13 protein-coding genes and 1 pseudogene are annotated in these 13,027 nt (G+C 68.8%); 8 read left to right on the forward strand and 6 right to left on the reverse strand.

The annotated features are described in order from the left end of the window. The first annotated feature begins 15 nt into the window (after positions 1-15). Both Q2K21_RS21635 and Q2K21_RS21640 read left to right on the forward strand, forming a co-directional pair. Entirely contained in the window at positions 16-780 is a 765-nt protein-coding gene (locus Q2K21_RS21635) for an ABC transporter ATP-binding protein (RefSeq protein WP_310781154.1), read from the forward strand. Then, entirely contained in the window at positions 777-3,398 is a 2,622-nt protein-coding gene (locus Q2K21_RS21640) for an FtsX-like permease family protein (RefSeq protein WP_310773508.1), read from the forward strand. The genes Q2K21_RS21635 and Q2K21_RS21640 overlap by 4 nt, the downstream gene beginning before the upstream one ends. 254 nt (positions 3,399-3,652) lie before the next feature. On the opposite strand, the gene Q2K21_RS21645 is transcribed toward Q2K21_RS21640, so the two are convergent. Then, positions 3,653-4,231 carry an ATP-binding protein gene (locus Q2K21_RS21645; protein WP_310773509.1) on the reverse strand — a complete coding sequence of 193 codons (579 nt, stop codon included), beginning with the start codon at positions 4,229-4,231 and terminating at the stop codon, positions 3,653-3,655. Positions 4,232-4,783: 552 nt separating this feature from the next. Here Q2K21_RS21645 and Q2K21_RS21650 point away from each other — a divergent pair. Further along, on the forward strand, positions 4,784-5,056 hold the full coding sequence (locus Q2K21_RS21650) for a helix-turn-helix domain-containing protein (protein ID WP_310773512.1): 273 nt from the start codon (positions 4,784-4,786) through the stop codon (positions 5,054-5,056). A 188-nt stretch (positions 5,057-5,244) separates the two neighbouring features. On the opposite strand, the gene Q2K21_RS21655 is transcribed toward Q2K21_RS21650, so the two are convergent. Beyond that, a complete protein-coding gene (locus Q2K21_RS21655) occupies positions 5,245-5,730 on the reverse strand; it encodes an IS110 family transposase (RefSeq protein WP_310773514.1) in 486 nt (161 codons plus the stop codon). A 277-nt stretch (positions 5,731-6,007) separates the two neighbouring features. Next, positions 6,008-6,241, reverse strand: a pseudogene (locus Q2K21_RS21660) (IS110 family transposase); the annotation flags it as partial. Between the two features lie 204 nt (positions 6,242-6,445). On the opposite strand from Q2K21_RS21660, the gene Q2K21_RS21665 reads away from it, so the two are divergent. The 3 genes from Q2K21_RS21665 to Q2K21_RS21675 all read left to right on the forward strand — a co-directional run bounded on the left by Q2K21_RS21665 (position 6,446) and on the right by Q2K21_RS21675 (position 8,872). Further along, positions 6,446-7,591 carry an ISAs1 family transposase gene (locus Q2K21_RS21665; protein ID WP_310768341.1) on the forward strand — a complete coding sequence of 382 codons (1,146 nt, stop codon included), beginning with the start codon at positions 6,446-6,448 and terminating at the stop codon, positions 7,589-7,591. A 169-nt stretch (positions 7,592-7,760) separates the two neighbouring features. After that, entirely contained in the window at positions 7,761-8,627 is an 867-nt protein-coding gene (locus Q2K21_RS21670; RefSeq protein ID WP_310773517.1) for a hypothetical protein, read from the forward strand. A 5-nt stretch (positions 8,628-8,632) separates the two neighbouring features. Beyond that, the gene (locus tag Q2K21_RS21675; protein WP_310773519.1) at positions 8,633-8,872 is read left to right on the forward strand and encodes a hypothetical protein; all 240 of its coding nucleotides are present in this window, start codon (positions 8,633-8,635) and stop codon (positions 8,870-8,872) included. Positions 8,873-9,120: 248 nt separating this feature from the next. Here Q2K21_RS21675 and Q2K21_RS21680 read toward each other — a convergent pair whose 3' ends face one another. Further along, complete coding sequence (locus Q2K21_RS21680) at positions 9,121-9,597, reverse strand: peptidoglycan-binding domain-containing protein (RefSeq protein ID WP_310773521.1); 477 nt, start codon at positions 9,595-9,597, stop codon at positions 9,121-9,123. Further along, a complete protein-coding gene (locus Q2K21_RS21685) occupies positions 9,497-9,739 on the reverse strand; it encodes a hypothetical protein (protein WP_310781420.1) in 243 nt (80 codons plus the stop codon). Before Q2K21_RS21685 ends, Q2K21_RS21680 begins: the two co-directional genes overlap by 101 nt. A gap of 829 nt (positions 9,740-10,568) precedes the next feature. Here Q2K21_RS21685 and purB point away from each other — a divergent pair. Then, on the forward strand, positions 10,569-12,011 hold the full coding sequence (gene purB, locus Q2K21_RS21690; RefSeq protein WP_310773523.1) for an adenylosuccinate lyase: 1,443 nt from the start codon (positions 10,569-10,571) through the stop codon (positions 12,009-12,011). Then, positions 12,008-12,553: a G/U mismatch-specific DNA glycosylase gene (gene mug, locus Q2K21_RS21695; protein ID WP_310781156.1), complete on the forward strand. Its 546-nt coding sequence runs from the start codon at positions 12,008-12,010 to the stop codon at positions 12,551-12,553. The genes purB and mug overlap by 4 nt, the downstream gene beginning before the upstream one ends. A gap of 9 nt (positions 12,554-12,562) precedes the next feature. Here the strand turns inward: mug and Q2K21_RS21700 are convergent, their stop codons facing one another. Next, positions 12,563-13,006, reverse strand: coding sequence for a hypothetical protein (locus tag Q2K21_RS21700; RefSeq protein ID WP_310773525.1), 444 nt, complete (start codon positions 13,004-13,006; stop codon positions 12,563-12,565). Positions 13,007-13,027 lie beyond the last annotated feature (21 nt).

The raw sequence follows: 13,027 nt of genomic DNA on the forward strand, positions 1-13,027 counted from the left end.
ATTCAGCTCATGGCCATGACGCAGGGAACGGGAAATGCCGCAGCCGTTGGTGAGTACATCGCCGCGGCCGTGGATCTGGTGAAGACCTACAACCAGGGAGAGACGCAAGTCAGGGCCCTGGACGGAGTGACAGTCGGCTTTGCCCGAGCGCAATTCACGGCTATCGCGGGCCCGTCGGGCTCGGGCAAGTCGACGTTGATGCACTGTATGGCCGGCCTCGACGCGGCCACGTCGGGCCACATAGCCCTGGATGGCACGCAGTTGAACGGCCTGTCCGATCGGGCGCTGACCCGGGTGCGGCGGGACAAGGTCGGCTTCGTCTTCCAGTCGTTCAACCTGCTGCCGCAGCTGACGGCTCTTGAGAACATCGCGCTGCCTGTCACCATGTCCGGCCGGCGTCTGGACCGCGATCTGCTCGACCACCTTGTCGGCGTGCTCGGCATCGGCAACCGGATGTCCCATCGGCCGAGCGAACTGTCCGGCGGCCAGCAGCAGCGCGTGGCGCTGGCCCGGGCCCTGGTGGCCCGGCCCGCCGTGGTCTTCGCCGATGAGCCCACCGGCAATCTGGACTCGCGCTCGGGCACGGAGGTACTCGACTTCCTGCGCCGCTCCGTGCGCGACCTCGGCCAGACCGTGGTCATGGTGACGCACGACCCACGTGCCGCCGCCTACGCCGACCGCGTGCTCGTCCTCGCCGACGGACGCATCGTCGACGACGTCGACACGGCGTCCGGCTCCGATGTCACCCTGGCACTGGGCACCGTGGGGAGGGCCGGATGAACCCCTCCTGGCGCGCGAGCGTCCTGGGATCGCAACTGGCCGAGCTGCTCCGGCGGCCCGGCCGACTGGTGACGACCGGGATGTCGGTCCTGGTGGCCGCCTTCGTGGTTTTCGCTACGGTCATGGCCCAGCAGATCACCACGAACACCACCGTCGACCACTTCCGCGGCACACCTGAAGCCGCAAGCCTGGTCGCAACCCCCAGCGGGGATTCCGCGGCCATCAGCGGTACCACGCTCAAGAAGATCCGCGCGTTGCCCGGTGTGGCCGAGGCCGTCGGCCGTGTGCAGACCGGCGCACCGCTCGCCGGTCCGTCCGAGCACTGGCTGGAACTGCACTCCGACCCCGGCACCGGGCCGCTGTCCGAGGTCCGGCTCGTCAAGGGAACCTATCCCGACCGCGCCGGTGAGATCGCCGTCAACAACCGGGCGGCCGAAGAACTGGAGCTCGCCCCCGGCACCCGCACGACCCTGAAGATCGCCGACCGCAAGGACGGGGACAAGACCATCAAGGTCACCCTCACCGTCACCGGTGTGGTGAAGAGCACCGCGACCGCCGAGCAGAAGGCCGGCGGTTACACCACCGACGCGCTTGTCGCGCCCCTTGCGGATCAGCCGGGCTTCCAGCACGTGGACATCCGCGCCAAGGACGGTGTCCCGGCGAGCGAGCTGTCCGAGCAGGTGCGCGGCGTACTCGACAAGGCGCCCTCCGCCGCGTCGCTCAAGTCCGGCAGCACCGTGCGGGCCCAGGAAGCACGCGAGGCCCTGAACGGGAACGTCCGTGAGTTCTTCCAGGTCATCTCCGTGTTCCTGACCGTGGCCGTGGCGGCCGCGGCCATGGTCGCCACCTCGGCCTTCCGCATCGTCTTCGCGCAGCGGCTGCGGCAGTTGGCACTTCTGCGCGCCATCGGTGCCCCGCAGGGCCGGCTGGTGACCGCTCTCGCCGTAGAGGGCGCCCTGGTGGGCGCGGTCTCGGGCTCGCTGGGTGTGCTGATGGCGCTGGCCGCCGGATACCTCGCCCCGTCGGCCTCCCGCATCCTCGCGGGAGAGGAGCTGTCGGCACCGGGCTTCCCCGTACTGCGTGCCGTGCTGGTGGTCGTGGGAGCCGTGCTGGTGACGGTCTGCGCGGTCCTGGCCCCCGCCCTGTCGGCGGCCGGCGTGTCACCGCTCCAGGCACTGCGCGCCGCCGGCACCGTCACGGGCGAGCGCGGCATCAACCACACCCGGCTCGCCGCCGGAATCCTCCTCGCCATTGCGGCCACGGGGCTCGCCGTTCTGCAACTCCGCGATCTGCCCCAGCCCGGGCAGATGGATTACGACCGCGAGAACGCCATGATGGTCACCGTCGCCTCGGCCGGCTTCGCCTTTCTGGCGCTCATCGCCCTGGGCCCGCTCCTGGTCCGCCCCGTGCTGGCCGTGGCCGGGTGGCCGTTGCGCCGGCTGGGCAGCACCGGCAGACTGGCCGTCAGCGGTGTCGGAGGCACGCCCCGCCGTGCCGCGTCCGTATCCGTCGTCGTCGCCCTCGGTGTCGCTCTGGTCTCCGGCGCCCTCGTCAGCATCGACGGCCTCAACCGCCATCTGGAACGCACCGCCGCCGTCGACTCCCCCGCCGACTTCCGGGTCGCGGGTGACGGCAAGGGCCTGGACGCCGGCGTCGTACGGCAGTTCGCCACATCCCCCCAGCTGATCCATGTCACCCGCTACCGCAGCGTCCAGGTCACCATCGGCCCCAAGGGGGCGGCCAAGGAGATCGAGGTCTCGGACCTGGATCCGTACGCCCTGCCCACCGGCAAGTCCATCGGCACCGTCACCGGCTCCCTCGGGGACCTGGGCCCGGGCAGCGCGGTCGTCGCATCCGGCGTGGCCGACCTCCTCGGTGTCAAGGCGGGCGACACCCTCACCCTCCCTCCCCCACTCCCGGCTTCGCTCGAGCGGGGGGACCCCCATCGCCGCGGCAGCATCAAGCTGACCGTCGCCGCCACGCTGCCCGGTGACGGCCCGGGCATGGCAGACATCCTGGTCGCACCCGCCGACCTCGACCGGATGGGCGCCTCCAAGAGGGCGACGGGCATCTTCGCCGACGCCGCCACCGAGGGCCTCGCCGGCCGCGGCAAGGCGCAGCGGGCGCTGGAAGCCCTGATCCGTGAACACCTCTCCCATCGGGACGACGTCACCATCAGCGTCCTGGCGGAAGCCCGGGACCACGACCGGAACACGATCCAGATGACGGGCACCATCGCACTCGGGCTCCTCGCCCTGACTGTCCTCATCGCCGTCGTCGGCGTCACCGCCACCACCAGCCTGACCGCGATCGAACGCACCCGTGAGTTCGGACTGCTGCGCGCTCTGGGACTGGGCGGCAGCGCGCTGCGCCGGATCATCACCGTGGAAGCCGGCCTGTACGGAGTCCTCGGCGGCGTCCTCGGCCTGGCCCTCGGCATTCCCTACGCCTGGTTGCTCATCCGCATCATCGTCACCGACCCACCCTCGCGGCTGCCCGGAGGACAACTGCTGGCGGTCTTCACCGCCCTGACGATCCTCACGGCCCTCGCCGGACTCCTGCCCGCGCGTCGCGCCACCCGTATCACCCCGATGACCGCACTGAGCAGCACCGAATGAAACCGGGGTCCTACCCCGGGTCTCCCCCGCGGCTCGCCACTCCAGCCGGACACGTTCCAGGCGGTCGAGGAATAGCTCGAACGGGGCGCTGTCGTCCATGAGTTCCCGCACCTGCGTCCCGGCGGCCGAGCGCGCGTCGGCGGACTTCAGCGGCAGACGGATGACGGTGACGAAGCCCCGGCGCGCGAAGCTGTGGACGGTCTGCGGTGCCTCCTCCAGGAAGACCGGCACCTTCAGCGTGAGCAGGTTCTCCTTCAAGTATCCGGCGAAACCGGCGCGTTCGGGTGCCACCTCCCGGGCGAGTGCGTCGTAGTCGTCGAGTCGGGCGAACCGGAAGGTAAACCCGTCGGGGACCCGGGATCCCTCCCTGGCCACGCTGTAGACCTCGGGGCGTCGCACAGGTGCAGCACGCTCTTGAAGCCGACGCCCTTGTGGCCGATCCCGGCGTCGGCGCGCTTGCTGGACAGGGCGATGCTGCACAAGTCCTTGAAGTTCTTGCCGCCGAACGGCTTGCCGCGATTGGCCACATAGAGGGTGCCGTGCTCACCCTCGTCCTCGTCCAGCCGGATCTCGATACGTCCGTCGGCGGCGCCGGCCGGGTGCGCGTCGTGCGCGTTCTGCAACAACTCGATGAGCACCCTGCCCTCGTACTCGGGCGCGATGATCGTCTCGGCCACGGCCTTGGCTTCGCGGGCCGCGTCACGGCCGTCGTCCCAGTCCCGCAGGCAGCCGCGCACCTCGACCAGTGCCTTGTCGTGAACGCGCTTGCGCACGGCGGCCGACCGGCGCTGCCGCACACGCTCCGCCGACGGTCGCCGGCCCCCCGCTGCCATACCGCTGCTCCCCACCCCGTGCGCCTACCGCCCCGATATGCCGGTGATCCTACTGAGCGGGAAGGAGCCCTGAAGGGCGTTTGACACGGGCGGCCCTGTGGCTCTGTGGCGTGCAGCACCGGCAAAGCGGCGCAACATAGCGCGGGATTGCCGGTTAGCCAAACCGGCAATCCCGCGGATCATTAATGGCCCACCGCCAACACCTGCTCGCATGTCGGAAGGAATCGCGAAGATGACACCAGGTCGACTCCGAGAGCCCATACCAGCCCCTCGGGTAGCCGCACCACTCACGCCCAAGATCCTGGGACCCCCTTCAGCCCTCCGCAGCACGCAACGACCCCGTCACCGATCCGGGGTAGCCGACTCTCGGCGCACTCTCTCAGCTGGTCTGGGTGTAACCGCTACCGGCCCTTGCCGCTGTGCCGTTTTTGCCAGCTGACTCCGCAGTGCGGGGACCCAGCCACCGACTACGCGCAACCGCTGCTCTTAACAGATCAAAACCTGCCGACCATACGTAGCGATGCCGCCTGAGCAAGGACGAAACACTTCGAAATGCATCAAGAAAGCAAAGAGCTGTCAGGCCCCCGCTACAGCCCTATCCACATTCGGGCTACCTGGGACGGAACGGGGAGCGTGGAAGATGCATCAAGGGCACTGGGATTCTCACGAGCGAAGGGCTACGACCTCATTCGTCGTGGAGAGTTCCCCTGCCGCGTGCTGCGCATCGGCCGTACGACACGTGTCGTCACCGCGTCCCTGCTCCGCGTGCTCGAGAGCGGGGTGCCTGAGTACAACGGTACCCACGCTGGCCGCGACACGTCGTAGCACGATTCGCGCAGAAGCCCCGATGGAGTGCTTCCCGACGCGGCTTCGTCGTATCACGGGCTCCGAACGCTCGATAGCGGTGAGTCGACAGTTGTGCCCATCGGGGACGCCGCACTCACTCGTGGCTCGCTCCCTGCAGAAATGCCGTCGGGATGGATCCCCGACGGGGCTTCGCCGTATCACAGCCCCTATGAGCGGGGTGCTGGCTGTAGCTGTCTGACCAGGCGAAAACCCTCCCGGGCCGCATAGCGTTGGAGGCAACGGACGGTTTCGCGCCGGGTCTTACCCTCCTTGATCCGGCGCTCGTAGTAGTCCTGAGTGCGCAGATCGACCCGCAGACGGGTGAACACGATGCGGTGGAGCGCGGCGTTGGCCTGCCGGTCGCCGCCGCGGTTGAGGCGACGGAACTGCCGGCGTCCCGACGAGCGCTCGACAGGGCTGACACCGCGCAGCACGGCGAACGACGCCTCGCTGTCCAGCCGTTCCGGGTTGTCCCTCTCCGTGATCAGCAACGTGACCGCCGTGTCCGGACCGATCCCCACCACGTCGAGCAGCTGCGGGGCATGACACTTGACGAGACGGGTCAGACAAGCGTCCACGTCCCGGATCTGCTCGGAGAGCTGGCCGATCCGGTGAGCCAGCCGACCCAATGCGATCCGAGTGGCCTGCAGCACCGACTCCTCGCAACTGCTCGCGTCCGCGAACCGCGCACAGGAACGGAGGAGTTCGGCATTGCCAGTCCGGCCAGTTCTTCCCGCAAAGCGGGATCAGCAGTAACCAGGACGGACTTGAGCTGATTGACGGCCTGGGTGCGGGCTTTGACGGCCGACACCTTCGTGAGTTTGTACATTCTCGCGATCTGCACCGGCCCGTCGCCCGTTTTGGCCCGGCGCGGGTCCGCCCGCTCAACACGGCTCGCGCCGCGTTCTGGGCATCGAGCGGATCCGACTTACCGCGCCGCCGACGATCCACCCGGTCCATCCAATTCACGTCAAACACGTCCACGCCCTGGACCAGCAGATAGCGGGACAGGGACGCCCCATAGGAGCCTGTCCCCTCCACCCCGGCCCGCCCCACGGTTCCCGACTTCCTGGCCCACTTCAGCAGATCGCGGTATCCCGCCGCGGTGGCCGGGAACTCGTCAGTGGCGAGCACCGCCCCCGTCAAGGAGAGCACCGCAGCCACATGGGCGTCCCGGCGTGCTGACGCGCAGGATAGGGTCCGCCAATTGCACCGCCTGCAGACCCAGGGCGGTTTCAAAGTCTTGTGGATCAAGGATCCGTGCTGGTCACGGCATCATGACGATGGGGTCGCGGGCCGCCACGCATGCAACGAAGCTCCGGTTGATGCCGGTGACCTACCAAGTCGCCTGTATCGCCCGGAGCTTCGATGTGTCGTCAGTCTGCCACCGTGTGTCTGGTCAAGTCGCCCTCGCGTCAGCACCGCGTGATCGGCGACCTGCCGTCCCGGCTGGCGACCTTGCCCGATCCCCGTGACCGGCGCGGAAGGCGTCACCCGTTCGTGAGCGTGCTGCTGACGGCCTGCTCCGCCGTCATGTGTGGGGCCCGGTCCTTCGCGGCGATCGGGCAGTGGGCGCGAAACGCTCCGCAGGACACCCTGGCCCGGCTCGGCGCCCGGACGGTGTCCGCCTTCACCGTGTGCGTCGCGCCGAGCACGGCGACGATCCGCCGGATCATCAACCGAGTCTGCCCAGGTGGCCTCGCCGACCTGCTGGGAAGCGACCCGTCCGGCGCCGACACCCTGGCCGTGGACGGCAAAAGCGCCCGTGGCTCCCGCCACGGTGACACCCCAGCCGCGCATCTGCTCGCCGCCATGACCGGTGGCGGACTGACCGTCACGCAGTTGCGAGTCCCGGACAAGACGAATGAAATCACCTGCTTCGCCAGCCTGTTGGCCCCGTTCGACCTGACCGGGGTGACCGTGACGGCCGATGCCCTGCACGCCCAGCGCGGCCACGCCCGCTTCCTCGTCGAGGAGAAGAAGGCGCACTACGCGCTGTGCGTGAAGAAGAACCAGGCCGGTCTCTACGAGCGGCTGCACATGCTGCCCTGGAAGGAGGTGACCGCGAAGTTCTACGACCGCACCGAGGGGCACGGCCGAAAGGAGACCCGCGTGGTGCAGGTCCTGACCGTCGATGACCTCGACTTCCCGCACGCCACACAGGTCGCCCGGGTCGTACGCCACCGCACCTGCCTGAAGACCGGCAGGCGCAGCCGCGAGACGGTTTACGTCATCACCGATCTGACCAGCCGGGAAGCCTCCCCACAGCGGCTCGCGAAGATCATTCGTTCGCAGTGGGTGATCGAAAACCGGCTCCACTTCGTGAGGGACACTGCCTTCCGCGAGGACGCCTCCAAGGTGCACACCGAGCATGGCCCGGAGAACATGGCCACCTTGCGGAGCTACGCGATCAACTGCCTCCGTGCCGCCGGGCACCACAACATCGCCGCCGGACTCCGCGAGATGTCCTACGAGCCGTTCACCCGTCCCCTGGCACTCCTCGGACTCCGCTGACCAGCACAGACGCGCGAACAGTCAGACTTTGAAACCACCCTGCCTGCAGACCGGACACGGTGAGGACTCTGTCGTTCCCTGGCCGAGGGTTTCCATAACCATAAATTTTGAACGCTACATACGCTGGCACCTGACGCGACGGCTGGAAGACCAGTCCCGCACGGCACCCGTGACCGCCGGCGCATTCCTCAGAGCCAAGCAGCACACCACCGTCGCCATCCAGTTCCTGCACTGGCTCGGTCAACGAGGACGCCAGCTCGGCGAGTGCACCCAACACGACGTCGATGCCTGGTTCGGTGCCGGCACCACCACCCGCCAGCACGCCAACAACTTCCTCTACTGGGCCATCAGACAACGGCTCGTCCGCCACCTCACCGTTCCCGTCCCAACGAACCGAACCAGCCCCCTGACCAGCGAGCAAGAACACCTAGACGCTGTACGGACACTCCTACTGCACGACAGCCTGCCCGCCGCCCACCGAGCCATCGGACTGATGCTCGTACTCTTCGGCCAGCCGCTCGCACAAATCGTCAAACTCCGCACCGACCAACTGCGCGACGGACCCGATGGACTCCAGGTCACCTTCGGTTCTGACTGGGTGAACTTCCCCGAACCGGCGGCAACCGTGATCCGTGTTCACCTGGCGGCCCGCCCTGGCCTCAGCACTGCTGCGAACCCGACTTCTCAACTGCTGTTTCCCGGCTTCATGCCCGGCCGCCCGATGCATATCTACAGCGTCTCGAACAGACTCCGCACGCTTGGAATCCGCCCCTTGGCCACCCGCTCACGCTCCTGGCTGCAGATGGTCCGCGAGGCCCCGCCCTCTGTCCTCGCAGACCGCCTTGGGCATCAGTCCCAAGACAGCGATGCGCTACGCGGAGCGTGCCGGCACCGACTACCTCGCCTACGCGGCCCTGAAGCATCCCTCCAGACCGCCGACCCCCAACGAATAACTGTTGCCACTTCTCACCCATACGCTCCGTCCCACCTCGGCAACGGCAGGCGCACCCGGTTTTACGGTCGCTGCAGGAGGTGAGTGGCATGGGATGGACAATCGTCGGTCTCACGGTGCAGGTGGCGGGGGTCGGCTTGGCCCTCCGCGGGATGCTCCAAACCTGGCGTCGGCATGGAGGCAGCATCCTGTCCTTCCTGGCCTCCTGGCTGCCGGGGGCATACCGAGGGCGGCGCCCCACCACCCGGAGCCGCTGCCGCCCCGGCTACCGCGAGATCCTGGCCCTCTTCGAGCAGTGCGTGGACACCGGGTCCGAGAAATCGTCCTGATAGGGATACTCGCGGGGACGGGCTGCGTGCGCGGGATGTCTGTCGCACCCTCGGCACCGGCTTCGGCGATGACGATGCCGTGAAGAAGGCCGTGCACGACGAGGACGGCCTCGGGCCGGTGAACCACTGGGGAATGGGCGGGGGTCGGAGTGATGAGGTGGATGGTGTTTCCGGTGTGCGCCGACGCCTTGCGGTGTTCGGCGCCATGTTCGGCCGGGACACCTTCCAAGGGCATCAGATCGAACGTGTCAGAACCCGGCGCGACCGTGGGGGGAGTCGTCGGGATCGGCGGCGAGCGGGGCGGTCATCTCCAGGTCCTCCCGCGAGACGAACCGGACGACCGGGCCGCCCTGCGCCCAGTCCGCGCTGTCGTAGGAGAACGTCAGGCGCATGCTCCTGGAGCCGGGCAGGCCGGAGGGGGTCGGGGTGGGCGGCGGGCCGGCGAGCGCGACCCAGGTCTCGGGGGTTACGGTTCCGGTAACGGTGAGGCCGTGGGCCATCTGGAAGGCCCATACCGCGGTCTCCGTCTCGGGTCCGTACTTCCCGTCGTCGTCGAGGGGCGGCTCGGCGCCCTGCTGGTTCAGCAGGCGCTGGACGAGGGAAGGGCGCGGCCACGGGCCGCACCTACGTGCCGCCGCCCGAGACCGAACCGCCCACCGACGCGGACGACTGGAACCAGACGGGTGTGTCGATGTCGTCCCCGGGGATGAGGATCGCTCCGGCACGGAAGGTGTGTACGGCGGCCTGGGTCAGGACGCCGAAGTTGCCGTCGACGACGAGGGCGGGCGCTGCGGCTCCAGCGGCGTTGTGGTGGTGACGTTGGGAACGCCGTACGGGTCGCCACCGGGGTGGCAGGCCGTATGGCATACGTCAGCTCTACCAGCGCACCAGCACCCACCTCACCGACACCGGTTTCGAACACGTCGATCCCCAGCCACCGGCTCGGCCAAGGGCCGGCCCGACGGCACAGACGGGACGACCGCCGTCATACCCAGCCGCACCGCGGTCGAAGGCACCCCGGAAACGACGAAGATCCCGCGCGATCATCATGATCTCCGGGATCTCGTCAACCGGCCTTGAGGTAACTCAACAACGGCTGTGCAGCTAATCGCCGACGGCGAGATTCCGCGATGCCGATGAAGCGGAAGCACTTGGCGCCGCCGCAGCACCCCCGTGGGGTCAGTTGCCGGGCAGGGATCGTGAACGGCTTCAGGGCGGCGCTGAGGGCCGCGGACGATCCGGCGGTGCCCCTTCTCCAGCGACAGCCCGTAAAGGTCCCTGCGATAGGCGGCGAGGGCCTCGACGAGGCGGTGGGAGCCAAGGTCACCGCAACCCCGGTGCGACCGCACTTCCGGAAGCCCTGGCTGCTTCCAGATCCCACCGAGGTGGCGTGTTCAGGCGATGTCCCTCATATCGTCGTCACTGGCGACGCGTGGATGACGGGACCTCGGGCGCCCGCGGGAAGCGGCTTAAGGTCGGGCCATTCGCCTTCGCGAACGGTTTGCATCCCGGCCCAGCGGGCTCCGGGCCAACCGTCCCCAGGGACCTGTAGCAGTCGCATCCGACAGCACCGGCGTCTCACACGCCTCTCACGCACGTGACGTTGCGAGAACAACCAAGGTGCCTCTGACCTGTACGTTCCTACATCACGTGGACGGTTCAGAACCTGTATGGACGGCCGGTAAACTCTGGACACGTGACTGCTGCGCCCGCTAAGCCCCGTATCCCGAACGTCCTCGCCGGACGCTACGCCTCCGCCGAGCTCGCCACGCTCTGGTCCCCCGAGGAGAAGGTGAGGCTGGAGCGCCGGCTCTGGCTCGCCGTGCTGCGGGCCCAGAAGGATCTGGGGATCGAGGTGCCCGACTCGGCGATCGCCGACTACGAGCGCGTTCTCGACCAGGTCGACCTCGCCTCGATCGCCGAGCGTGAGAAGGTCACCCGGCACGACGTGAAGGCGCGGATCGAGGAGTTCAACGATCTCGCCGGCCATGAGCACGTGCACAAGGGCATGACCTCGCGCGACCTGACGGAGAACGTCGAGCAGCTCCAGATCCGGCTCTCGCTGGAACTGATGCGCGACCGCACGGTGGCCGTGCTGGCCCGCCTCGGGAAGCTCGCGGGTGAGTACGGCGAGCTGGTCATGGCCGGCCGCTCCCACAACGTGGCCGCGCAGGCCACCACCCTCGGCAAGCGTTTCGCGACCGCCGCCGACGAGCTGCTCGTCGCGTTCGGCCGGGTCGAGGAGCTGCTGGGCCGCTACCCGCTGCGCGGTATCAAGGGCCCGGTCGGCACCGCGCAGGACATGCTCGACCTGCTCGGCGGCGACGCGGCCAAGCTCGCCGAGCTGGAGCGGCGCATCGCCGAGCACCTGGGCTTCTCGCAGGCCTTCACCTCGGTCGGCCAGGTCTACCCGCGCTCGCTCGACTACGAGGTCGTCACCGCGCTGGTGCAGCTGGCGGCCGCGCCGTCGTCGCTGGCGAAGACGATCCGGCTGATGGCCGGGCACGAGCTGGTGACCGAGGGCTTCAAGCCCGGCCAGGTCGGCTCCTCCGCCATGCCGCACAAGATGAACACCCGCTCCTGCGAGCGCGTCAACGGCCTGATGGTCATCCTGCGCGGCTACGCCTCGATGACCGGTGAGCTGGCGGGCGACCAGTGGAACGAGGGCGACGTGTCCTGCTCGGTGGTGCGTCGAGTCGCGCTTCCGGACGCGTTCTTCGCGCTGGACGGTCTGCTGGAGACGTTCCTGACGGTGCTCGACGAGTTCGGCGCCTTCCCCGCCGTCGTCGCCCGCGAGCTGGACCGCTATCTGCCGTTCCTCGCCACGACCAAGGTGCTGATGGCGTCCGTGCGCGCCGGCGTCGGCCGCGAGGTCGCGCACGAGGCGATCAAGGAGAACGCCGTCGCCTGTGCCCTTGCGATGCGCGAGCAGGGCGCCGAACGCAACGAACTGCTGGACAAGCTGGCCGCCGACGAGCGCATCCCGCTGGACCGGACGCAGCTGGACGCCCTGATGGCCGACAAGCTCTCCTTCACCGGCGCCGCGGCCGCCCAGGTCACCGCCGTCGTCGGCCGCATCGAGGAGATCGCGAAGCAGCACCCGGAGGCCGCGGGCTACACCCCGGGGGCGATCCTCTGACCCGGTTCACCCCGGCGGAGCTGGAGGCCGCCCGCGACCGTCTCGTACCGGACGTGGTCGCGGACGGCCTCCGGATCCTCTTCTGTGGTATCAATCCGGGTCTCATGACCGCCGCGACGGGCCATCACTTCGCCCGCCCCGGCAACCGCTTCTGGCCTGTCCTGCATCTGTCCGGCTTCACCCCCCGACTGCTCAAGCCGTCGGAACAGGGCGAGCTCCTCTCGTACGGGCTCGGCATCACGAACGTGGTCGCGCGGGCGACCGCACGGGCCGACGAGCTGACGGCCGAGGAGTACCGGGAGGGCGGGCGGATCCTCAGCGCGAAGGTGGAGCGGCTGCGGCCCGCATGGCTGGCCGTCGTCGGCGTGACGGCGTACCGGACGGCCTTCGACGAACGCAGGGCCGGCGTAGGTCCGCAGGAACGCACGATCGGCTCCAGCCGTGTGTGGGTGCTGCCCAACCCGAGCGGCCTCAACGCGCATTGGACGGCGGCGACGATGGCGGAGGAGTTCGGGCGGTTGCGGCAGGCCGCGGAGCACTAGGCCCTGTCGTCAAGGCGGGTCCGTGTCCGTGACGACCGCGATGAGTCGTATCTCGTCCGTCTCGTCGCGCTCGGCCACGCCGAGCGCGACCCATCGGCCGGTGACCTCCGCCTGCCACACACACAGCTCGTGCACGAGGTCGCTGAGCATCGCCCAGGGCTCCGGTATCTCCTCACCTCGTTCGCCACGGACGCTGACTGCGAGCAGCCCCGAGCGCTGCCCTGGTCCCCAACGGTCGTCCAGTCGCCGCGCGATCGACTCCTTCCAGGCGTCGAAGTCCTCCGCCGTCCGTTCCCTCGCCGCACCGTCGCCGCTCCTGAGGCCGACGCTCGTCGCTAACTCGGCGACGTGGAAGCCGGGCCCTCCGAAGCCCACGTCCGACCCGCCGCGCTGCTCGGGGAAATCCCGCGCGCACAGCAGGTCGATCGTGGCCAGGTGCTGCTCGATGGTCATGAATCCAGTAGAACAGCCGCC

Source organism: Streptomyces sp. CGMCC 4.7035, assembly GCF_031583065.1.
Lineage (GTDB): Bacteria > Actinomycetota > Actinomycetes > Streptomycetales > Streptomycetaceae > Streptomyces > Streptomyces yaanensis.

What these genes read in the sequence shown, in the direction of transcription:
- Q2K21_RS21635 (WP_310781154.1), top strand. Translation starts at nt 16, where the DNA reads ATGACGCAGGGAACGGGAAATGCCGCAGCCGTTGGTGAGTACATCGCC.
- Q2K21_RS21640 (WP_310773508.1), top strand. Translation starts at nt 777, where the DNA reads ATGAACCCCTCCTGGCGCGCGAGCGTCCTGGGATCGCAACTGGCCGAG.
- Q2K21_RS21645 (WP_310773509.1), bottom strand. Translation starts at nt 4,231, where the DNA reads ATGGCAGCGGGGGGCCGGCGACCGTCGGCGGAGCGTGTGCGGCAGCGC.
- Q2K21_RS21650 (WP_310773512.1), top strand. Translation starts at nt 4,784, where the DNA reads ATGCATCAAGAAAGCAAAGAGCTGTCAGGCCCCCGCTACAGCCCTATC.
- Q2K21_RS21665 (WP_310768341.1), top strand. Translation starts at nt 6,446, where the DNA reads ATGTGTCGTCAGTCTGCCACCGTGTGTCTGGTCAAGTCGCCCTCGCGT.
- Q2K21_RS21675 (WP_310773519.1), top strand. Translation starts at nt 8,633, where the DNA reads ATGGGATGGACAATCGTCGGTCTCACGGTGCAGGTGGCGGGGGTCGGC.
- Q2K21_RS21685 (WP_310781420.1), bottom strand. Translation starts at nt 9,739, where the DNA reads ATGCCATACGGCCTGCCACCCCGGTGGCGACCCGTACGGCGTTCCCAA.
- Q2K21_RS21700 (WP_310773525.1), bottom strand. Translation starts at nt 13,006, where the DNA reads ATGACCATCGAGCAGCACCTGGCCACGATCGACCTGCTGTGCGCGCGG.